The sequence below is a fragment of the Alteribacillus sp. HJP-4 genome, assembly GCF_042139015.1.
In the GTDB taxonomy this organism is placed as follows: Bacteria; Bacillota; Bacilli; order Bacillales; family Marinococcaceae; genus JBHIKY01.
Genome location: NZ_JBHIKY010000002.1, coordinates 45,667 through 66,989 on the forward strand (window position 1 = coordinate 45,667; position 21,323 = coordinate 66,989).

The following is a 21,323-nucleotide window of genomic DNA, read 5'->3' on the forward strand; positions in this document are numbered from 1 at the left end:
TAGGAAAGAAAGCCTGCAAAAGCGCAAATTAAATTTTTCATAACAAAAAAAGCGGGATTCCCTCCCGCTTTTCGTTCTACCGGCGCAAACCGAGCTTATTAATCAGATCGCGATAACGAGTGATATCTTTGTTACGCAGATAAGTAAGCAGATTACGGCGCTTACCGACCATCTTTAAAAGACCCCGGCGGGAATGATGATCTTTCTTGTGAGTGCGCAAGTGCTCGTTGAGCGTGTTGATCTGCTCCGTTAGGATAGCTACCTGAACTTCTGGAGAACCAGTATCATTTTCATGCGTTTTGTATTCCTGAACCAGTTCATTTTTGCGTTCCAAAGTTAATGCCATCCGGAACACCTCCTTTTTTAGAAATCGCCGATACCTGAGCCGATCGCCGGAGGAGCGCAAAGGCCGAGATATGGCTGATAATTGGTACAGATAAAAGAATACTCTTTTTTTTATAAGAATGCAAGGGCAGTGCTGGCTATTATACACTATTTTTAACGGAGAGAATCTTTTCTGCCTTTTCTTTATCAGCTTTAATTTGAATAACGAGCTCATCTGCTGAATTGAATTTCTTTTCTCCACGAATTTTTTTTAGAAATTGAACCCGGACTTCCTTTTCATAAAGATCTCCTTCAAAATCAAGAACATGCACCTCAATCTGCGGGGGACCTTCCTGTTCATCGTGAAATGTAGGTTTGTAGCCGATATTGCAGACTCCATCTTTCCACTGATTATCTACAAGCATACGAACAGCATAAACTCCTGTTGCAGGCAGTAAATAAGGATCCCTCACACTTACGTTTGCTGTAGGAAATCCAATTGTGCGCCCTCTCTGTTCCCCTGTTACTACAACGCCGTCTAAATCATAAGGTCGTCCAAGCAGTCCGCGCACTTGAAATAGATCTCCATTACTGATGTAATTGCGAATGAGGGTGGAGCTGATTTTTTCTCCATCAGGCGCCGCGACCTGAGAAATAGTAGTTTGGCTGAAGGATTGCCTTGCATGAAAGGGCATCGTTTCCATCGTCCCTTTTCCTAGTCTCCCATAACTAAAATCAAAGCCGGCTACTACATGAACCGCCCGGAAGCGTATCACATAGTCATCAATAAATTGCTGTGGTTCGAGTGCTGCAAACGCTTTGTCAAAATGAACCACAAACAAATAATCGACGCCAAGCCCGTACATCAGCTCTTCTTTTCTTGAAGAAGGGGTGATGTAGCGCATTGTCTCTTCAGAGAATTTGGAGGAAAGCACCGTTTTGGGATGAGGATGAAACGTCATCACCCCAACTGCAGTGCCTTTTTCTGCCGCAGTCTGCTTCGCTGTCTCAATCACACTTTGATGTCCGAGATGGACCCCGTCGAAATATCCAAGCGCCAGGACCATTTCAGGAAACGCTGGTTCAAAGAGCTGCTGTTGATGATATAAAAAGATAGTTTTCATCAGCTTTCACCTGCCACTTCACATAATTCAAAGTTACGACGATTCGGAAATTAACATCGTTTTTGGTTTTATTCTGCCGGGTTTGTTCGGGTGCTCTTCATAGACAGCAAGTGCTTTTTTGTTATAAAGAATCATAAACATCGGCTCTTTCACTTCAGGAAATGCCGGCAGCACCGCGCCGTTTTTCACCTTTTCAGCTAGTTCCTCCCCGATTTCTATATAAGGAAGATAGCTGAGCGCTTCTGCAATTGGAATGACTGCCCGCTCAAGCTCTCCGAATTCTTTTAATTGATTAAGTTCAGCGAGAGTTACGCAGTGCGTCAGCTGAAATGGACCAGAGCTTGTCCTTATCAGGTCAGACATGTGTGCGGGATAACCAAGTCGTTTTCCAATATCAACTGAAAGTGTCCTGATATAGGTGCCCTTGCTGCAAGAGACCTTAAAACGAAAAGTAACGAGCCTTTCTTTTACTTTGAGTGACTCTTCTAAATAAGAAATATCATACACTTCAATTGGCCGCGGTTCCCTCTTCACTTCAATTCCTTCTCTTGCATATTCATACAGCTTACGTCCCTTCACTTTAAGAGCGGAATACATTGGCGGCACCTGCTGCTGCCTGCCTTGAAAACCTTCGAGAACCTTCTGAATAGAGGATGCATCTATATCTTCTTTCACTGCTTTACTGCTGGTGATAATGCCGGAAGCATCTTCCGTGTCCGTCGCAAATCCGAGCGTGATTTCTGCTTCATACTGCTTTGGAAGGAGTGTAATATAATCAGCTGCCTTCGTTGCCTTTCCAAGACAGATAGGCAGCACCCCTTCAACATCAGGATCAAGCGTGCCGGTATGACCAACTCTTTTTGTTTCAAAGATTCTTCTAATTTTCATCACACAGTCATGAGAGGTCATCCCTTTTTCCTTAAATAACGGTAACAAGCCGTCCATTACCTATTTCACCCCCGCTATGCAGCTGAAACTTTATGTAAAAAGGGGCGCTGAAACAGCCCCCCTTTTGTCATTCATTACTGCTCTTCTTCGTTCACTTCACGTAGAAGCTTATCAATTCTGTTTCCGTAATCAATCGATTCATCAAAAGCAAATGAAATATCAGGCGTTTTTCTCAGTTGAATTCGCTTCCCAATTTCGCTGCGGATAAAGCCTCTTGCTTTTTGAAGTGCCTGCAGGGTTTTTTCTTTGTCCTCCTCTTCTCCGAGGACGGTAAAAAAAACTTTCGCCTGCTGCAGGTCCCCTGTCACATCTACACCTGTGACAGTCACAAATTGCACGCGCGGGTCTTTAAGTTCGCGGGTAAGAATGTCTGCCATTTCTTTTTTCATTTGTTCCCCGACACGATGAGGTCTTACATTACTCATGATAGCTGCCTCCTTTAAAGCCATTCATAATCTGTCTCTGTGCGCTCAAGCTCCGGATAACGATCAATTAATTCCAGAGCTTTTTGTAGCTCTTTTTCTGCTTCCTGTCTGCTGTTGCTTATACAGACGATCGAGATAGCTGTGCGCTGCCAGAGGTCATGATGGTCCATTTCCGAGACGGAGACATTCAGTTTCTGTCTCAGTCTCGTGACTACACTTTTTAAAACAGAGCGTTTTTCTTTTAAAGACTGTGCATTGTAGATCATACACTCACAATGGACTGCGCCGATCATGTCCGTTTGATTTCCTCCATAACGTATGCTTCCACCATGTCGCCTTCTTTTAGATCATTAAAGTTCTCAAGCGTAATACCACATTCATAGCCTGATGCCACTTCCTTCACGTCGTCCTTATAACGTTTCAAAGCATTTATCTTTCCTTCGTAGATAACAATGCCGTCACGAATCAGGCGGACTGTAGAATCTCTTGTGATTTTTCCTTCCGTTACGTAGCTGCCGGCAATAGTGCCGATACGTGAAACCTTGAAAAGCTGCCGGACTTCCACCTGGCCGATGACTTTTTCCTCGTATTCAGGATCAAGCATGCCTTTCATCGCTGCTTCAATTTCTTCAATGGCGTCATAAATGACACGGTGCAGTCGGATGTCGACTTTCTCAGCTTCGGCAGTACGATTAGCATTGACATCCGGACGCACATTAAACCCAATGATAATCGCATTAGAGGCGGATGCTAAAATAACATCTGATTCGGCGATAGCCCCTGCTCCAGCGTGAATGATATTGATTTTTACGCCTTCCACTTCGATCTTTTCCAGAGAACCGCGGACAGCTTCGACGGAGCCCTGTACGTCCGCTTTTACGATCACATTAATTTCCTTCATGTTGCCTTCCTGAATCTGGCTGAACAGATCATCGAGACTAACACGGTTTGTCTGGCTTCTTTCTTCGTCTTTTGCCCGGGCTGCCCTTGCTTCCCCGATCTGGCGGGCTTTCTTTTCATCCTCGAACACGATGAAAGGATCGCCGGCAAGCGGTACATCATTTAAGCCGGTAATTTCTACCGGTGTAGATGGTCCAGCTGATTTAACCCGTCTTCCAATATCATTTACCATTGCTCTGATTTTACCGAATGTGTTCCCCACGACAATCGGGTCGCCGACATTCATCGTTCCACCCTGGACTAGCAGAGTAGCGACTGGACCCCGGCCTTTGTCGAGCTCCGCTTCTACAACGGTACCACGGGCGCGCTTATCCGGATTGGCTTTCAACTCCTCTACTTCTGCCACAAGCAGGATCATCTCAAGCAATTCATCGATGCCATCACCCTGCAGAGCTGATACGTTTACAAAGATTGTCTCTCCGCCCCACGCTTCCGGAATCAGTTCAAATTCAGTTAATTCCTGCATTACACGGTCCGGATTGGCACCTTCTTTATCCATTTTGTTGACCGCAACAATAATTGGAACCTCAGCTGCTTTTGCATGATTTATCGCTTCTCTGGTCTGCGGCATAACACCGTCATCCGCTGCAACCACAAGAATGGTAATATCCGTAACTTGGGCACCGCGAGCACGCATTGTTGTAAAGGCTGCGTGACCCGGTGTATCAAGAAATGTAATTTTCTTGCCGTTTTCACTGACTTGATAAGCTCCGATATGCTGAGTAATTCCACCTGCTTCTCCTTCAGTCACTTTCGTGTGACGGATAGAATCGAGCAATGTGGTTTTCCCGTGGTCCACATGTCCCATAATTGTTACTACAGGAGGACGCTCTACGAGCTTGGCTGGGTCATCTTCCTCAAAATACGTATTGAAATCCAGCTGATCCACAACTACCTCTTCTTCTACAGCTACTCCATACTCGGACGCAAGAAGCTCTATCGTATCTTTGTCGAGTGATTCATTTTTAGTAGCCATTTTCCCCATCATCATCAGCTTTTTAATAAGTTCTGATGATTCTCTATGAAGCTTTTCTGCCAGTTCACCAACCGTTAATGAGTCCAGGAATGTAATCTTGTCCGGAGTCGGCATTACCTGCTTAGGCTGCTGGTTATTGCTTCGGCGGTTGTTTTTTCCTCTGCCTTTGTTAAAAGACTTGTTTCTCGGGTTATTTCTGTTCTGATTATTTCGATTAGGATTATTTCTATTTTGTCCGCCTTTGTTAGGACCCTGTTTACTCTGGTTATTTTTTGTCTGCTGATTCTGAGATCTTTCTTTTGTTGTATTTTTCATATTTTTATTTGTATTGTCTCCTCGCCCGCTTGCTGCTGCTTGGCCAGCGGATTTTTTTTGGTCACTTCTTCCCGATGGAGAAGCTTGTTTTCTTTTTTGCTGCAGTCGTTCAATCGTTTTTTCATCAATTACAGACATATGATTGGAAACATCCACGTTCATGGCCTTTAATTCATTCACGATATCTTTGCTGGAAGACTGAACTGATTTCGCATATTCATATACTCTCATTTTTTTCATAAGAACAACCTCCACCTTCTAATGATCCAGCATGGCACGAAGCTTTTTGGCGAAGCCATCGTCCATGATGCCGAGAATCACCCGGCTTTCTTTTCCGATTGCGCTGCCGAGACTCTCCCGGTCTCCAATTACACAAACAGGAATATTATAATAGCTGGATTTATCTTTAAATTTTTTCAGGGTGTTCGGCGAAGCGTCACCAGCGACGATTACGAGCCAGACCGCCTGCTTACGAATTTCTCTTAAAACAGTATCCTCTCCCGTTTTAATTTTCCCTGCTTTTGCGGCAAGTCCGAGAAAAGAGTAGAAAGCATTCATCGATTCGCCACTCTGACTCTCTCTTCTCCGAGCCGGTCATAATCCTCTGGTGTGACCTGGACTTTAAGATGTCGGGAGAGGGCATCTTTCTTTTTTGCCGATGAAAAAGATTCTTCATCATTTGTGAGATAAGCGCCTCGGCCGTTTTTTTTACCTGAAGGGTCGATAAAAATGTCACCTTCCGGGCTTCTGACGACCCGGATTAATTGGTTCTTTGGTTTCATTTCCCCACTGACGATGCATTTACGCATCGGAACTTTCTTTTTCACCTAACTTCTCTCCTTTATCGTTCAGCCGTTACTCCTCAGATAAGTCAGTTCCAGCATGGTCCCAATCCTGGGGAGAGCTTTCGAATTCCTCTTCCTCGAACGTGTCTGAAGGTGCATAGCGTCTTGCTTCTGCTTCCTGCTCATCATAAAGACCGAGCTCTTCTGCTTCTGACTGGCTTTTAATGTCAATTTTCCACCCTGTGAGCTTTGCAGCGAGTCTGGCATTCTGGCCACGCTTGCCGATGGCAAGTGACAGCTGATAGTCGGGAACTATAACAAGTGTGCTTTTTGTTTCTTCATTTACCTGCACATCAAGTACCTCTGAAGGACTTAACGCATTTGAAATATATTCAAATACACTCTTGGAGTATTGCACAATGTCTATTTTTTCACCTTTGAGTTCATCTACTATCGCCTGTACTCGCTGTCCACGCTGCCCTACGCAGGATCCCACCGGATCAACATCAGCGTCTTCAGCGTAAACTGCAATTTTGGAACGGTCACCGGCTTCTCTTGCCACGGACCTGATTTCTACTGTTCCGTCAAATATTTCCGGAACCTCCAGCTCAAAAAGACGTTTCAGCAGGCCGGGATGCGTTCGGGAAATCACGATCTGCGGCCCTTTAGTGGTTTTTTCTACTTTGGTAATATAGGCTTTTATCCGGTCATTATGCTTGTATGATTCATTAGGCATCTGTTCGCTCTGGGGAAGCAGGGCTTCGACCTTGCCGAGATCGACATAAATAAAGCGATGGTCCTGACGCTGTACAATACCATTCATAATATCTTCTTCACGGTCAATGAAGTCCGAATAAATGATGCTTCGTTCTGCTTCACGCACCCGCTGCGTAACGACCTGTTTTGCGGTCTGTGCTGCTATGCGACCAAAGTTTTTTGGAGTAACTTCAAGCTCCACGACATCATCGAGCTCATAACTCGGGTTGATCTCTTTCGCTGATTCCATGGAAATTTCAAGGCGTGGATCAAATACTTCCTCTACAACTTCTTTTCTTGCAAATACTCGGATGCTGCCATTATCACGATTGATGTCCACCCGTACATTCTGGGCCTGATTAAAATTGCGTTTATACGCTGAGATCAATGCAGCTTCAATCGCCTCAATAATGATCTCCTTTTCAATCCCTTTGTCAGTTTCGAGTGTATTCAATGCATCCATAAATTCACTGTTCATGGACAATATTTCCCCCTTCTTCTGCCGGCTGACGGCATCCTCTTAAAATTGAATGGCAAGGCGGGCTTTTGCCACTTTACTATATGGGAGCTGATAGGTGACTACTTTATGCTTCACTTTTACATCTATCTGCAGCAGGTCCCCGTCGAATGCAGTAAGACTTCCTTCAAATGCTTTTTCTCCATCAATTGGTTCATACGTCGTGACATAAACATGCTTTCCTACGGCACGGCGCAGATCTCTTTCTGTTTTTAAAGGCCTTTCTGCCCCAGGAGAAGATACTTCTAAATAATAAGCCCCCTGAACAGGGTCCTCCTTGTCAAGTTTTTCACTTAACTTTTCACTGACAATTCCGCAGTCTTCTATATCCACGCCGTTTTCTCCATCAATAAAAATTCGGAGAAACCAGTTTTTTCCTTCTTTTTTATATTCAGTTTCTACTAATTCTAGATTCATTTCAGCTAATATCGGTTCAACGAGCCTTGCAGCCGTTTCCTTCATGTTCGAACTCATCTTCTGCCTCCTTCTTCAGCGGTTGCCAGCTTATTCGCATAACAGGAAATCTTTGTTAGGACAAACGAAAGAGTGGGTAGGAACCCACTCTTTCCACCTCGTACTATTCATCACGTTTCTCCATAGAAATACTACCACAGTCTGCCAATTAATGCAACAAAGCGCGGTTCTGCACCTGCTGTGAAGCATGTTCCCTAAAAAAGTGAAAGCTGGTTTGAATCAGGCAGACCTTCCAGGCAGCCATGAAGATCAAGATGTTCAATTACAGTTTTAGTTGCTTTGCTGCGCTGCTGCAAATCCTCTTTCGATAAAAATTCCCCGTCTTTACGAGCAGAAACGATATTATGGGCAGCGTTCGTTCCCACACCGTCCAGCGCATTAAACGGAGGAATTAAAGACTCTCCGTCTACTACAAATTCCACTGCCTCCGAACGGTAAAGATCGACCTTTTGGAAAGTATATCCTCTCTCGCACATTTCTAAGGCAAGCTCAAGAACCGTAACAAGATTTTTTTCTTTCGGAGAAGCCTCGAGTCCTTTCACTTGAATCTCTTCAATTCTGGAACGGATCGATGTTCCTCCTTTTGTCATAACCGCTAAATCGAAGTCAGCTGCACGGACCGTAAAATAAGCAGCATAAAATAATATCGGGTGATGAACTTTGAAATAGGCGATACGAACAGCCATTAATACATAGGCAGAAGCATGGGCTTTCGGAAACATGTATTTAATCTTTAAGCATGATTGAATATACCAGTCCGGCACTCCGTGGTTTTTCATTTCATCAATCCAGGCTTGTTCGAGTCCTCTTCCTTTTCTTACAAACTCCATAATCTTAAATGCGAGGGAGTGCTCCACTCCTTTATAAATTAGATATACCATAATGTCATCACGGCAGCCGATTACATCTTTAAGCACACAAGTACCACTCTGGATAAGCTCCTGTGCATTGCCAAGCCAGACGTCGGCGCCATGAGACAGGCCGGAAATCTGGACAAGTTCAGAAAACGTACTTGGGTTGGTTTCCTCCAGCATCTGCCTAACAAAACGGGTACCAAATTCCGGAATCCCGTAAGTTCCCGTTTTACACATAATCTGTTCGGGCGTGACTCCCAATACTTCCGGTCCGCTGAAGATTTTCATAACATCTGGATCAGCGGTAGGGATAGTCATCGGATCAATTCCACTTAAATCCTGGAGCATGCGGATAACAGTTGGATCATCGTGGCCGAGTATATCAAGCTTCAGCAGATTGTCGTGAATAGAGTGGAAGTCAAAATGAGTCGTCTTCCATTCAGACCCTTTATCATCTGCAGGAAATTGAATCGGGCAAAAATCATGGATATCATATTCATCCGGTACGACAATAATGCCGCCGGGGTGTTGACCAGTAGTACGTTTCACGCCGGTGCAGCCAGAAACAAGCCTGTCGATCTCCGCACCTCGGTAATGAAACTCATGATCTGCCTGATAGCCTTTCACAAATCCGTACGCAGTTTTTTCTGCAACCGTACCAATTGTTCCGGCACGGTAGACGCTGTCTTCTCCAAACAATTCCTTCGTATAATTATGGGCGCGTGGTTGATATTCTCCAGAGAAATTCAAATCAATATCCGGAACTTTATCTCCCTTAAACCCGAGAAACGTTTCAAACGGAATATCCTGGCCGTCTTTAACATATTTCGTTCCGCATTTTTCACAGTCCTTATCAGGAAGGTCATATCCTGACCCTACAGAACCATCATCAAAAAAGTAAGAATGGCGGCAGGACGGACATACGTAGTGAGGCGGAAGCGGGTTTACCTCCGTTATTTCAGTCATCGTTGCCACAAATGAAGAACCGACCGATCCCCGTGACCCAACAAGGTAGCCGTCATTTAACGATTTCTTCACAAGCTTTTGGGAAATGAGGTAAATAACTGCAAATCCATGACCAATAATGCTTTCGAGTTCCTTATCGAGTCTTTTTTCCACAAGCTCCGGAAGGGGGTCCCCGTAAAGACCTTTGGCGCGTTTGTAGCACATATCCCTGATTTCCTGGTCAGACCCTTCAATGTTAGGTGTATATAATTTATCAGGAATAGGATGAATTTCTTCAATCGCATCTGCAATCGCACGCGTGTTTGTTACGACGACTTCCTTTGCTTTTTCATTCCCTAAGAAGGAAAAACATTCCAGCATTTCTGTTGTCGATTTAAAGTGAACCCTGGGGAGGGTCTGCTTGTTTAATGGATTGGCACCGCCCTGGGAGGCAATTAAAATCTTCCGGTAATCATAGTCCTGCGGATCTATATAGTGAGCATTTCCAGTCGCAACAACCGGCTTCCCGAGTTCTTCACCCAGTGCTGTAATTTTTCTTAAAATATCTAGTACAGCATCTTCTCCACGCACCAATTCTTTTTCTACAAGATGAGCATAATTCTCCGGAGGCTGAATCTCCAGGTAATCATAAAATTGAGCTGCTTCCTTCGCTTCGTCTGCAGATTTTTGCATCATCGTTTCAAACACTTCGCCTTTATCACAGGCAGAGCCGACCAGCAGGCCTTCCCGGTGCTTTTGCAGCTTTGACCGCGGAATCCGTGGATTACGGAAAAAGTAATTTAAATGGGACATCGAAACGAGTTGATACAGATTTTTTAAACCTTCCTGAGTTGTTGCCAGCAGGGTACAGTGCGACGGGCGCAGCCGGTGAAAATCTCCCTGTCCCATGTTGTCATTTAATTGATGATGGCTCGAAATTCCTTTTTCAATGGCATCTTTCACCATCTTCCAGAGCAGGTAACCTGTAGCTTCCGCATCGTAAATAGCCCGGTGATGGCTGACAAGCTCGATGTCAAACACTTTACACAGTGAATTTAACCGGTGGTTCTTCAAATTAGGATATAAGAAACGGCCAAGCTCAAGAGTATCAATAACCGGATTTTCTGCAGCCGCTTTATTTATCTTCTTATAACCTTCATTTAAGAAACCCATGTCAAAACTTGCGTTATGTGCAACGAGAATCGAATCCTTCGCAAACGCTTCAAAATCCTGAAGCACGTCACCGATTTCCGGAGCACCTTCGAGCTGGTCATCAGTAATGCCTGTCAATTCAATAATGGTGTTGGAAAGCTTTTCATGAGGATCAGCAAATGATTCGAACCGATCAATGATCTCACCATCCTTAATTTTTACCGCAGCAAGCTCAATGATCGTATCATAGACTACAGACAGTCCTGTAGTTTCTACGTCAAAAACAACATATGTGTCTCCATAGAGCTCCCGCTCCGACTCGTTGTAAGCAATTGGAACTCCATCATCAACGAGGTTTGCCTCCATTCCAAACAATACTTTTATTCCATGCTTTTTAGAAGCGTTGTAGGCTTCCGGAAATGACTGTACCACTCCATGATCTGTAATTGCTACTGCAGAGTGTCCCCATTTCGAAGCCTGCTCCACATATTCGGACGCATTTGCAATCGCATCCATCTGGCTCATGACAGTATGCGTGTGAAGCTCAACTCTCTTATTCTCTTCGGGCTCATCATCTGAACGAATTTCAGGCTGAATTTGAATGACATCGTTTGCGATCATAACGAGATCGCGGACAAAAGTGTCGTTTTGGACTCCTCCTCTTACCTTCAGCCACATTCCTTTTTTTATCGCTTGAAAATTCGGAACATCCTCTTTATCTCTTGAAAACATTTTAACGAGAATCGAATCCGTATAATCAGTGATTTTAAAAGTCAACAGTGTGCGTCCGCTCCGCAGCTCTCTCGTCTCAGCTTCAAACACATATCCTTGAATCGTTATTCTTCTTTCTTCTTCCTGAATTGTTTCAATCGATAGAGGTTCGTCTTTAATTGGATATCCTATTTTTAATGTCTCACCGCCGTCGCGCTGTTCAGATTGTTTTTCCAGCTTCTTTTTTTCCATCATTGCTTCAATTACTTTGGACTGATCTTCCTTCTTTTTCTTTTCTTCAAAAGCCGTTTTTTCTTCCTCAGAAGTTTTCACAGCCATTTCCAAAGTGCAGGCAGGAAATCCAAATGATTGAAGAATGACGTTGAGCGGTTCCTGAAGGCGTCTGTTCAGAGAAGCACCTTCTGTTTCATTTTTACAGGTGATAATTAATTTATTTCCTTCGACCTGTGGAGTACCACCGTTTAGGCGCTGACGCAAAAATGGAGCGGTCCCGTCTAATTTCGTTATGACGGCAGGCCAGTATTCTTCTATTCGATTTAATGGCATCGGTTCAGAAGTATATTCTATGGAAAAATCAACGCTGCTGATACTTGAAAAGCTGGCAGTAAGCCGCTCCTGCAGCATCAAAAATACGGAAAATGGAAGATGATTATCCAGCTGAAAATGAAAATGCCACTTTTGTTCTTTTCTCCATATGGACAGCTTTAAAATCTTTCCGCCCTTTAAGTATTGGTGAACTGTATCCTCTGGTATCATTAATTGTTCTAAAAGAAGTTGAAACCTTTCTTCTCTCGTTTGCTTCTCTGCATTCACAGCAGCCCCTCCTAACGTGCAAGGAAATAAGAATGAGGCTTATCAACATTCGCATGGAGACAGCCTCATTTATATTAACTATACTAATTTCTCAAACGTTTTCTGTAAATACTCGATCAGTGAGTCCACTTGGATTTCCTCTACTTCGCCGCCCCGCCGTATTTTCACTTCCACGACACCTTGAGCTGCCTTTTTTCCACAAGCAATGCGTACCGGAAGTCCGATTAAATCGGAATCCTTAAATTTTACTCCTGCGCGCTCTTTCCGGTCATCAAATAACACGTCATATCCTTTTGTGCGTAATAATTCATACAGCTCTTCGCCGAGCTTTACTTGTTCCTCTTGTTTTGTGTTTAAAATTAACAGGTGCAGGTCAAAAGGAGCAACAGATTTCGGCCATATTAAGCCGTTTTCATCATGATTCTGCTCAATGACTGCTGCGATGGTCCTGCTGACACCAATTCCATAGCAGCCCATAATAATCGGATTTGAACGCCCATTCTCATCAAGAAAGGAGGCGCCGAGCGCTTCGCTGTATTTCGTCCCAAGCTTAAAGACATGTCCTACTTCAATACCTTTTGCAAATCGGTAAGTGCCTTTCCCATCAGGGGCAGCATCACCCTCCTGTACTATGCGCAGGTCCATAAACCGGTTCACTTGAAAGTCGCGGCCTGGATGTACATTCTGAAAATGCTTGTCTGCTTCATTTGCACCGCAGACCGCCGCATTTAAACTCTTGACTGCAAAATCGGCAATAATCTCTACATGCTCCGGTGCATTTACCGGACCTATAAATCCAGGCTCAGTCCCCATTACCTGCTGGACCGTCTCTTGATCCGCAAGCTCAGCATGCATCTCTCCGAAGGCGTTCGCAACTTTAATTTCGTTAATCTCATGATCTCCCCGGCAAATAACAAGCACTGGTTGTTCATTTACGATAAAAAGAAGTGATTTAAGAAGTTTTGAAGGATCCTGCCCCAGATAATTACTAACTTCTTTTATTGTTTTCATTGCTGGCGTCTCTGTCGTGGAGAGCAGCTTTTCGGCAGGATCGGCTTTTTTGTAATTGTCAGGCACTGCAGCAATTTCAAGGTTGGCCGCATAATCAGATGCGTCAGAATAGGCAATCGTATCTTCGCCAATAGCGGACAGCACCATGAATTCATGCGTTCCTCCATTCCCGCCAATTGCACCGGCATCAGCTTCTACTGCACGATAATCAAGACCGCACCTGGTAAAGATGGCAGAGTACGCTTGATACATTGCCTGATAGTTTTTATCCAGACCTTCTTCATCTGCATCAAAAGAATAAGCATCTTTCATTATAAACTCGCGAGATCGAAGCACCCCGAACCGTGGTCGTCTCTCATCACGGTATTTTGTTTGGATCTGATATAAATTCATTGGCAGTTTTTTGTAGGAAGTAACTTCATCCCGCACCAGGCTCGTAATAACCTCCTCGTGGGTGGCGCCTAATACGAAATCACGCTCATGCCTGTCTTTTAATCTCATGAGTTCTGGTCCCATATCAGTATATCGCCCGGATTCCTGCCATAGTTCTGCCGGCTGGATTGCAGGCATAAGCATTTCCTGCCCGCCGGCTGCATCCATCTCATCTCTTACAATTTCTTCCACCTTACGCAGCACTCGTTTTCCGAGCGGGAGGTAGGAATAGACCCCGGAAGCTGTCTGCCGGATCAGGCCGGCGCGCAGCATAAGCTGGTGGCTGGCAATGTCCGCCCCCTGCGGAACATCCCGCATCGTCGGACTGAAAAACAATTGCTGTCTCATAAATATTTGAACCCTCTTTCTATAAGAAAAAGCGCAAACGCTCTGCGCTTTTTTGCTTCGTTGATTATAAGAAAAATTGGTTAATATCGTTCCAGGTAACTACGAGCATTAATAAAAACAGTAAAGCAAATCCGACAAAATGCACGAGTCCTTCTTTCTGAGGATCAATCGGCTTTCCGCGCACTGCCTCTAAACCGATAAAGATGAGTCTTCCCCCGTCAAGTGCCGGCAATGGAAGCAGATTTACAATTCCAAGGTTGACACTCAGCATCGCTGCCCATTGAAGCAGCAGTATCATTCCAAGAGACTGAACCTCCCCGGTCGCGCTGTATATTCCAACCGGACCCGATAAATAATCCAGCGAAAATTCACCAGTAATGATCATGCCAAGTACATCAAAAATGAGCACTGTCACCTCATAGACCTGCACAGCCCCAAATTCCACCGCTTCTAACGGTGAATGGGTTGTCGTAACATTGGCACCGATGAATCCGAATTCACGATCCGCGTTTTCATCATAATTTCTTTCCGGCGTGACTGGGATCGTCATTGATTCTCCGTCGCGCACTATTTGAAAATCGATTTCTTCCTCCGGATATTCCTGAATCGCCCGCGTCATTTCTTCCCAGTCAGAGACCTCCTGACCGGCAATTGAACGGACTTCATCGCCTTCTCTAAGTCCGGCCTCTTCAGCAGCTCCGCCGTCAGTCAGCTCCCCAAGTGATGCGTCAGGCTGCGGCACCCCGTTAATCATGCCAAAAGCAAATAATAATACAAATGCAAGCAGAAAATTCATCAGCGGTCCTGCAAAAATGGCAAGTGCCTTCTGCCCCGGCTTTTTAGATCCAAACTGCCGGTCGAGCGGCGCAATCTGCTCTGGTTTTTCATCCAGAACAAGCTCGCATTTCTCATGAACCTGGTAGGTTTTCAGCCCTGCTTCATCATCTGAATAGGCCTGTACATATAAATCTTTTTCCAGGTCGATTCTTTCCACAGAAACTACTTTCGCTTCTGGGTGTTTTGATTTATTGTTTACGATAATTCTACTGACCTGATCCATTTGATCAAACACAAGCCCGACTTCATAGCCGGGCTTGATCTGCACGGCTTCCGGTTCTTCTCCTGCCATTCTTACAAAACCGCCGAGCGGTAAAAGACGCAGGGTATATACTGTTTCATTTTTCTTAGTCGAAAATATTTTCGGTCCGAACCCTATCGCAAATTCTCGGCACAAAATACCTGCTTTTTTCGCAAAATATAAATGTCCCCATTCGTGGACAGCCACGAGTACTCCAAATATTATAATAATCGCTATAAATGTATCCAACGTTTTTCACCTTCACTTTATCCGGGAATGAACAAACGCTCTTGTTTCCCTGTCTACCTCTAAAATAGTTTCAAGGTCCGGGGTACTTAGGATGCTGTGGCGTTCAAGAGCTTCCTCAATATAATGTTCAATTTCCAAAAATGTGATACTTCCTTCCAGAAATTTCTGTACCGCCACTTCGTTTGCAGCATTTAATACCGTTGTCATCGTACCGGCAGTTTTCCCTGCCTCATAAGCATAGCTTAAACAACGGTACCGGTCAAAATCCGGCTCCTCAAAATGCAAAGTTCCTGTTTCCCATAAATTTAATCTTTCAGCCCCAGTCAGTTCAAGACGGCGTGGATACGACATAGCATATTGTATTGGGACCCGCATATCAGGCGTTCCAAGCTGAGCCATCACGCTCTTATCACGATATTCAACAAGAGAGTGAATAATACTTTCTTTATGAAGGAGAACTTCAATCTGCTCATATGGCATATCAAACAACCAATGTGCTTCAATAATTTCAAAGCCTTTATTCATCATCGTCGCAGAATCAATCGTAATCTTGGCTCCCATGGACCAATTCGGATGATTCAGCGCTTCCTTTACTGTCACTCCTTCCAGCTCGCTTCGGCTTTTTTCCCGGAAACTTCCTCCTGAAGCCGTCACAATTAAACGTTCCACTTCCTTAAGTTTATTTCCTTCCAGACACTGAAAGATAGCTGAGTGTTCACTATCAACGGGCAGCAGAGAAACGTTATATTTTTTTGCGTGCTCCGTCACAAGATGACCGGCAGTCACTAATGTTTCTTTGTTCGCTATTCCGATAGTCTTTCCAGCTTCAATCGCTTTCATGGTCGGTTTCAATCCAAGACTGCCCACCACAGCGTTCATTAAAAACTCAGCCTTCTCATAAATGGCAGCTTCTATAAGGCCTTCGTCTCCGAAAAGTACTTTTGTAGCTGGATCTACTTCCGTTCTAAGTTTTTCTGCGTCTTTTTTTTCCGCTACTACAGCTAGCTCCGGCTTGAATTCCTTTACTTGTTCAATTACCTTTTGAAGGTTTCTGCCTGCTGCTAAAGCTACGAGCCGAAACTGTTCTGGGTGACAGCGGATTACATCGAGCGTCTGCGTACCTATAGACCCTGTCGAGCCCAATAATGAAATATTTTTCATGATTTCTCCCCTGACTGTCTTAAATCTATCATATAATTAACCGAAAAAGTGTAAAAATTGGAGTAAAGGCATAACAAAAATTAAGCTGTCAAAACGGTCCAGTACTCCGCCATGCCCCGGAAGCATCGTCCCTGAATCTTTAACTGCATAATGCCTCTTCAGCGCGGATTCCACTAAATCGCCAAGCTGTCCGAAGACAGATGTAACAATAATGAAAAAACTGAGTGTCAGGAGGCTGTCGAACACCGGGAAATAGTAATGAAAGACGAGACCGATGACAATAGCAGCCGCTGTACCTCCGATAAATCCTTCAAGTGTTTTTTTGGGACTGATATCCGGCCATAGTTTATGTCTGCCAAATTTTCTTCCAATAAAATACGCTCCTGAATCCGTCGCCCAAATGATGAATAATATCAGAAAGACGAAAACAAGGCCGTTTTCTTCAAGGTTACGCGTCATTAGTAAATTGTGAAAACCATATCCTATGTAAACTGATGACAATATAACAAAGCCTGCTTCATCAAAGGTAAAGGAGTTTTTCGTTACTACAGTAAGTGCCAGAAGCAGTAAAATCATCACGAGAAATACTTCCACTTTAGTCACATGTTCCAGGAACGGGGCTTCCATCCATGGAATTGGCACAAGCAGAACCCACATAAAGACCATACTGATAAACCCCATCAAAGATGCAGGAGCAATGTGCTTCATCCGTAATAATTCATACATGGCAATGGAGGCAAGAGCCGTAATCACGACAGTAAACAACGGGCCGCCTATGATTACAACGCTAAGCAGGGCAATGGCTCCGATGACTCCAGTTATCATACGCTGCTTCATCTCTTATCCTCCATTATACTCCACCGTAGCGGCGTTTCCGTGTTTGGTAGATGTGAACGGCTTCCATTAAATCATCCTCGCCAAAATCCGGCCAAAGTACATCTGTAAACCAAAATTCGCTGTAAGCAAGCTGCCACAGCATAAAGTTGCTCAGTCGTATTTCTCCGCTGGTTCGGATGAGCAGATCCGGATCAGGCAGACCACTGCTTAGAAGTCTTTCAGATAAAACATTTTCATCGATATCAAGCGCTGAGCGTTTTCCTGCTTCTACTTCTTCGCAGAGTGTTCGTACTGCCTGCATAAGTTCATGCCGGCTTCCATAATTCAATGCAAAGTTAAGCACAATTCCGGTATTGTGCTTTGTTTCTTCGACAGCTTTATCGACTGCTCGGCTAGTATGGGACGGCAGCAGATTTTTATCCCCCATGACACGGACCTTGACATTATTTTTTTGAAGCTTGGGAAGTTCATTCCCGAGAAACCGTTCTGGAAGCTTCATTAAAAAATCAACTTCCGTTTTAGGACGCTTCCAATTTTCAGTTGAAAAAGCATAAAGTGTTAAGTATTTAACTCCAATTTCATCAGCTTTTTCAACGACACGGTTGATCACTTTCATTCCTTCTCTGTGACCCGCTACTCTCGGGAGACCTTTCTTCTTCGCCCAGCGTCCGTTCCCATCCATTATAATTGCTATATGAGAAGGGATGCGGCCGAGTTTAATCGTCTCAGCATCTTCCCCTTGTTTCGGCCGAGTCTGGCTAAAAAATCGATCTATCATGGTAAGGACACCAGCCTTCTGTAAATATATCACGTATTCTCATTACCTTATATATGTACGAAACGTTGAAGGTAAAAAGAAGGAATCCTACAAAAAAACCCTCTTTAAATAAGAAGAGGGTTTATAAGTCTGCCTTCATTGTAACGTGATTTGCATTAAACTTCCATAATTTCTTGTTCTTTATCCTCTGCCGCTTTGTCGATAGAAGCGACGTATTTATTTGTGGCTTTTTGGACGGCTTCCTGTTCACGACGTAAATCATCTTCTGTCATTTCTCCGTCTTTCTGCTGCTTTTTCAAGTCTTCGTTCGCGTCTCTGCGCACATTGCGGACAGCAACCCGGGCTTCTTCCGCATATTTTTTCACAAGACGGGTTAAATCTTTGCGCCGCTCTTCTGTAAGAGCTGGCACGGAAATACGGATTACATCTCCGTCATTGTTTGGTGATAGACCGATATCTGCTTTTTGAATGCCCTTTTCAATATCTCCAATAGAGGATTTATCGAACGGAGATATAATCATAAGACGTGCTTCCGGGACAGAAATGGTGGCCAGCTGATTTAGAGGAGTATCCGCCCCATAATAATTCACGAACACTTTATCAAGCATGGAAGGGTTCGCTCGTCCTGCCCGGAGTGTGGCCAGTTCCCTGTGAAGTGAATCAACCGATCTGCTCATTTTCGTTTCTGCTTCTTGAATTGTATCCTTTGCCATTATCCATTCCCCCTGACAACGGTTCCGATTTCCTGGCCGAGAACCGCTTTTTTAATGTTTCCTTCTTCCATGATAGAAAATACCAACAGCGGAATATTGTTGTCCATACATAAAGTTGAAGCGGTCGAATCCATAACGCCCAGGCCGCCATTTAATAAATCCAGATAAGTCAGCTCACGATATTTCTTTGCGTTGGTGTTAATTGAAGGATCTGCATCATACACACCATCCACTTTATTTTTTGCCATCAAAATAACTTCCGCTTCGATTTCCGCCGCTCTCAAAGCAGCTGTCGTATCTGTTGAAAAGTAAGGATTACCTGTACCTGCCGCAAAAATAACGACACGTTTTTTTTCAAGGTGGCGGATGGCTTTGCGGCGTATGTATGGTTCTGCAACTTGCCTCATTTCAATGGATGTTTGCACACGGGTCTGAACTCCATTGTCTTCGAGACTGTCCTGCAAAGCCAGTGAATTCATCACAGTTGCAAGCATCCCCATATAATCTGCCGTCGCCCGGTCCATCCCGCGGGAACTGCCGGCGAGTCCTCTCCAAATATTGCCGCCGCCAACTACAACAGCAACTTCTACATCCAATTCTACTATTTCTTTAATTTGAGATGCAATAGATTGTATTACTATTGGATCAATGCCATAGCCTTGCTGTCCTGCCAGTGCTTCTCCGCTTAATTTCAGAACCACACGATTATATTTTCCCATGTCCAGCCCCCAATTTCCGTATATCTCCTGCTGAAAGAAATTCCATTCGTAAATCTTTAAAAAGAAGGGGCTGCTGCAACGGCGCAATGCCCTGCAAAACGCAAGCCCCCTGTTTTATTATTTTTTCACTTGTGACATAACTTCTTCTGCAAAGTTATCTTCACGCTTCTCCATGCCTTCGCCAACTTCAAAGCGTACGAAGGATTTCACTGTTCCGCCTTTGGCAGAAACATATTTTCCAACCTTCTGCTCGCTGTCTTTTACGAATTCCTGATCATTCAGACAGATTTGTTCGAAATATTTATTGATCCGGCCGGCTACCATTTTTTCTACGATTTTTTCCGGTTTGCCTTCGTTCAATGCCTGCTGCTTCAGGATTTCTTTTTCGCGTTCTGTTTCTTCTGCAGGAACTTCATCGCGGGAAACGTAGCTGGGGTTGATAGCTGCGACGTGCATCGCTACATCTTTGGCGAGTTGTGCATCGTCCGTACCTTCGATTACGGTGAGAACCCCAATTCTTCCTCCCATGTGCAGATATTCGCCGAACACGCTATTTTCAGGCTTCTGTACAACGTTGAAACGACGGAGGGAAATTTTCTCGCCGATTTTTACGATTTGATCATTGATATAAGACTCAAGTGACGTTCCACTTGAATATTCAGCTTTCAGAGCAGCCTCTACATCTGCCGGTTCTTCTTTAAGCAGAAATTGAGAAATATCTTTGACAAGCTGCTGAAAATTTTCATTCTTAGCCACAAAATCTGTTTCTGAATTAATTTCAGCAATAACTGCTTTATTTCCTTCAGAAGTCACAAACGCAAGACCCTCTGCTGCTACACGGTCTGCTTTTTTGGCAGCTTTGGAGATTCCTTTTTCACGAAGATAATCAATTGCTTTATCCATGTCTCCGCCAGTTTCAGTTAATGCTTTTTTGCAGTCCATCATACCTGCGCCCGTTTTCTCGCGCAGTTCTTTTACCATACTTGCTGTAATTGCCATGTGTTTCTGCCTCCTTTAGTGAGTAAAACCATTATAAGGTAATAATCGTCCAGCGCTTCATAAAAAAGAGTGATAAAGGGCCATCCCCTTTTATCACCCTTATGGTTCAAGCTGCCGCTGCATAATATAGAGCGGACTCTTTTTAGTTATTCGTTACAGTTTCTTCTTCATCCTGTCCTTCAGCTTCTACCGGCTCTTCTTCCTGCTGTTCGCTTTGAATAGCTTCAATGACAGCATCTGCCATTTTAGAAGTAAGAAGACGCACCGCGCGGATAGCATCGTCATTACCAGGAATTACTTTGTCAATTTCATCAGGATCGCAGTTTGTATCCACGACAGAAATAATCGGGATATTTAACTTATGAGCTTCTGCTACCGTGATTCTCTCTTTACGAGGATCGATGATGAATATTGCGTCAGGTACTGCTTCCATATCTTTAATGCCGCCAAGAAACTTCTCGAGACGATCCATTTCTTTTTTCAGAAGCATAACTTCTTTTTTAGGAAGAACATCAAAGGTTCCGTCTTCCTGCATTTTTTCAAGGCTTTTCAGACGGTTAATCCGCTTGCGGATGGTTGCGAAGTTAGTAAGCGTTCCACCAAGCCACCGCTGATTAATATAATACATGCCGCAGCGAATTGCTTCTTCGCGGATTGAATCCTGAGCCTGCTTTTTTGTGCCGACAAATAGGATTTTCCCTCCGTCAGCAGCGATATCCCGCACATAGTTATATGCTTCTTCAACTTTCTTCACCGTTTTCTGCAAATCGATGATGTAGATACCGTTTCTCTCTGTAAAGATGTAACGGCCCATTTTCGGGTTCCAGCGGCGGGTCTGGTGTCCGAAGTGTACTCCTGCTTCTAGCAGTTGTTTCATAGAAATAACAGCCATACTAAA

General features: G+C 44.2%; 20 protein-coding genes. All 20 read right to left on the bottom strand.

Translation table 11 applies throughout. The features are described from left to right. Positions 1-76: 76 nt before the first annotated feature. Positions 77-346, bottom strand: coding sequence for a 30S ribosomal protein S15 (gene rpsO, locus ACE4RR_RS01670; RefSeq protein WP_375533656.1), 270 nt, complete (start codon positions 344-346; stop codon positions 77-79). Positions 347-485: 139 nt separating this feature from the next. Beyond that, positions 486-1,448 (bottom strand): bifunctional riboflavin kinase/FAD synthetase, encoded by a 963-nt coding sequence (locus ACE4RR_RS01675; RefSeq protein WP_375533657.1) that lies wholly within the window; start codon positions 1,446-1,448, stop codon positions 486-488. A gap of 33 nt (positions 1,449-1,481) precedes the next feature. Next, positions 1,482-2,393, bottom strand: coding sequence for a tRNA pseudouridine(55) synthase TruB (truB, locus tag ACE4RR_RS01680; RefSeq protein WP_375533658.1), 912 nt, complete (start codon positions 2,391-2,393; stop codon positions 1,482-1,484). Positions 2,394-2,470: 77 nt separating this feature from the next. Continuing rightward, positions 2,471-2,821, bottom strand: a complete 351-nt coding sequence (gene rbfA, locus ACE4RR_RS01685) for a 30S ribosome-binding factor RbfA (protein ID WP_375533659.1) — start codon at positions 2,819-2,821, stop codon at positions 2,471-2,473. A gap of 14 nt (positions 2,822-2,835) precedes the next feature. Next, positions 2,836-3,114, bottom strand: a complete 279-nt coding sequence (locus ACE4RR_RS01690; RefSeq protein WP_375533660.1) for a DUF503 domain-containing protein — start codon at positions 3,112-3,114, stop codon at positions 2,836-2,838. Then, complete coding sequence (infB, locus tag ACE4RR_RS01695) at positions 3,111-5,312, bottom strand: translation initiation factor IF-2 (RefSeq protein WP_375533661.1); 2,202 nt, start codon at positions 5,310-5,312, stop codon at positions 3,111-3,113. The genes ACE4RR_RS01690 and infB overlap by 4 nt, the downstream gene beginning before the upstream one ends. An 18-nt stretch (positions 5,313-5,330) precedes the next feature. Continuing rightward, entirely contained in the window at positions 5,331-5,630 is a 300-nt protein-coding gene (locus ACE4RR_RS01700; protein WP_375533662.1) for a YlxQ family RNA-binding protein, read from the bottom strand. Continuing rightward, positions 5,627-5,881, bottom strand: a complete 255-nt coding sequence (gene rnpM / locus ACE4RR_RS01705; RefSeq protein WP_375533917.1) for an RNase P modulator RnpM — start codon at positions 5,879-5,881, stop codon at positions 5,627-5,629. The genes ACE4RR_RS01700 and rnpM overlap by 4 nt, the downstream gene beginning before the upstream one ends. Positions 5,882-5,927: 46 nt before the next feature. Then, the gene (nusA, locus tag ACE4RR_RS01710; RefSeq protein WP_375533663.1) at positions 5,928-7,091 is read right to left on the bottom strand and encodes a transcription termination factor NusA; all 1,164 of its coding nucleotides are present in this window, start codon (positions 7,089-7,091) and stop codon (positions 5,928-5,930) included. A gap of 42 nt (positions 7,092-7,133) precedes the next feature. Further along, the gene (gene rimP / locus ACE4RR_RS01715; RefSeq protein ID WP_375533664.1) at positions 7,134-7,604 is read right to left on the bottom strand and encodes a ribosome maturation factor RimP; all 471 of its coding nucleotides are present in this window, start codon (positions 7,602-7,604) and stop codon (positions 7,134-7,136) included. Positions 7,605-7,798: 194 nt separating this feature from the next. Further along, on the bottom strand, positions 7,799-12,100 hold the full coding sequence (locus ACE4RR_RS01720; RefSeq protein ID WP_375533665.1) for a PolC-type DNA polymerase III: 4,302 nt from the start codon (positions 12,098-12,100) through the stop codon (positions 7,799-7,801). Positions 12,101-12,178: 78 nt separating this feature from the next. Continuing rightward, on the bottom strand, positions 12,179-13,891 hold the full coding sequence (locus tag ACE4RR_RS01725; protein WP_375533666.1) for a proline--tRNA ligase: 1,713 nt from the start codon (positions 13,889-13,891) through the stop codon (positions 12,179-12,181). A gap of 64 nt (positions 13,892-13,955) precedes the next feature. Continuing rightward, positions 13,956-15,218: an RIP metalloprotease RseP gene (rseP, locus tag ACE4RR_RS01730; protein ID WP_375533667.1), complete on the bottom strand. Its 1,263-nt coding sequence runs from the start codon at positions 15,216-15,218 to the stop codon at positions 13,956-13,958. 12 nt (positions 15,219-15,230) lie between these two features. Further along, positions 15,231-16,379, bottom strand: a complete 1,149-nt coding sequence (locus ACE4RR_RS01735) for a 1-deoxy-D-xylulose-5-phosphate reductoisomerase (protein ID WP_375533668.1) — start codon at positions 16,377-16,379, stop codon at positions 15,231-15,233. 36 nt (positions 16,380-16,415) lie between these two features. Then, positions 16,416-17,216: a phosphatidate cytidylyltransferase gene (locus tag ACE4RR_RS01740; protein WP_375533669.1), complete on the bottom strand. Its 801-nt coding sequence runs from the start codon at positions 17,214-17,216 to the stop codon at positions 16,416-16,418. A gap of 13 nt (positions 17,217-17,229) precedes the next feature. After that, positions 17,230-17,994 (bottom strand): undecaprenyl pyrophosphate synthase, encoded by a 765-nt coding sequence (locus tag ACE4RR_RS01745; protein WP_375533670.1) that lies wholly within the window; start codon positions 17,992-17,994, stop codon positions 17,230-17,232. Between the two features lie 155 nt (positions 17,995-18,149). Continuing rightward, positions 18,150-18,707, bottom strand: a complete 558-nt coding sequence (gene frr / locus ACE4RR_RS01750; protein WP_375533671.1) for a ribosome recycling factor — start codon at positions 18,705-18,707, stop codon at positions 18,150-18,152. Continuing rightward, positions 18,707-19,426, bottom strand: coding sequence for a UMP kinase (pyrH, locus tag ACE4RR_RS01755; RefSeq protein ID WP_375533672.1), 720 nt, complete (start codon positions 19,424-19,426; stop codon positions 18,707-18,709). The genes frr and pyrH overlap by 1 nt, the downstream gene beginning before the upstream one ends. Positions 19,427-19,543: 117 nt before the next feature. Next, entirely contained in the window at positions 19,544-20,425 is an 882-nt protein-coding gene (gene tsf, locus ACE4RR_RS01760) for a translation elongation factor Ts (RefSeq protein ID WP_375533673.1), read from the bottom strand. 142 nt (positions 20,426-20,567) lie between these two features. Beyond that, a complete protein-coding gene (gene rpsB, locus ACE4RR_RS01765; protein WP_375533674.1) occupies positions 20,568-21,317 on the bottom strand; it encodes a 30S ribosomal protein S2 in 750 nt (249 codons plus the stop codon). Between the last annotated feature and the right edge of the window lie 6 nt (positions 21,318-21,323).